Annotated in this window: 1 pseudogene; it reads right to left on the reverse strand. The window is 76.8% G+C overall.

Annotated features, from left to right (window positions below):
• A pseudogene (locus tag AB0K09_RS33415) lies at window positions 1-1,242 on the reverse strand (hypothetical protein); the annotation flags it as partial.
• Window positions 1,243-1,334 lie beyond the last annotated feature (92 nt).

The following is a 1,334-nucleotide window of genomic DNA, read 5'->3' on the forward strand; positions in this document are numbered from 1 at the left end:
CGCCTGCCGCTGCACCTCGGGCGTGTCCGGGTCGTGGGGGTCCGGGGTGGCCGGCACCTGGAGCCGGAGCACCGGTCCCGCGCCGAGCCGCGCGTAGCCGCGGCCCGGCGGCACGTCCACGACCGGCGTCGAGTGCGGCGCCGTGCCGAGGGCGGCCCGCAGCTGCTCCGTGGTGACGCGGCCCAGCACCACCCGGGCCCGGGCCTGGCCCCGCAGGGGCTCGGCGAGCAGCTCGAGGGCGTCCAGCTGCTCGCCGATCACGACCGTCACATTGGCCAGGCGCCCGTGCCGCAGCGGCACCTCGAGCAGCTCCTGCGGGCCGCGCCGGCCCTGGCCGGCGGCGAGGTGGCAGAGCGGGGCGGGCCGGTCGACGACGATCCACAGGGGGCGGCGGATGTCGTCGGGCATGGGCCGGCCCCGCCGGCGGGCGTGGTGCGCGGCCATCAGCCGGCGCTCGGTCTCCCGGGCGGCCCACTCCAGGGCCGCCAGTGCTCCGGGGAGGCCGGTCTCGACGCCCAGTACGCCCTCCCGGTCGAGGAGGGCCGCGTACTCGCCGGCGCCCCCGCCGTCCACGATCAGCGCGTCGCCCAGCGGAACGGCCTGGAGGGCGATCGAGCGCAGCAGGCTCGTGGTGCCGGCGGAGGGCTGGCCCAGGACCAGCAGATGCGGTTCGGTGGAGCGGGGGCCGGTGCGCCAGACCACCGGGGGCACATCGACGGTCCGGCCGTGGGCGTCCACCACCGGCAGGGTGCGGGGCACGGCCGCGAAGTCCGTGAAGCCGAGCACGCTCTCGCCCGGCGCGGTGACGAAGCGCTGGGCCCACACGTCGGTCGGCAGCGGATCGAGCACGCCCAGCGTGAGCAGGTTGTTCTCCTCGTCCCAGTCGAACCCGTACTCCCGGTCCCGGCCGGCCTTGACGTGCAGCAGCTGCTCGATGCGGGCGCGGGACTCCTCCTCGCCGTCGGTGAAGTACGCCGGATAGCGGAGGCGGAGCCCGACCAGCCGTCCGTGCGCGTCGAAGTCGTGGTCCTCGACGACCTGCTGCCAGCGGCCGCCCGGCGCGTACAGCGGGGCCGGGTCCCCCGGCAGCGAGAAGTACGGGACCAGCGACTCGTACAGGGACTGCAACCGCGCGGCCCCCGGCCCGCCCGGTGCCGGACCGGGAGCCGCACGGCCCGCCGCGGGTCCGCGGCCGGCCCAGGCGCCCGCCGCCAGCACGCCCAGCACCACCAGCGGCGGGCCGCGACCGAGATCATGAAGGAGATCATCGGCCGCTCCCTGATCTCCTGAAGCCCGGTCCCCCACCACCACGAGAGGTTGCGACGTGAGCAGCA

This window comes from Streptomyces sp. NPDC049577 (assembly GCF_040675635.1).
In the GTDB taxonomy this organism is placed as follows: Bacteria; Actinomycetota; Actinomycetes; order Streptomycetales; family Streptomycetaceae; genus Streptomyces.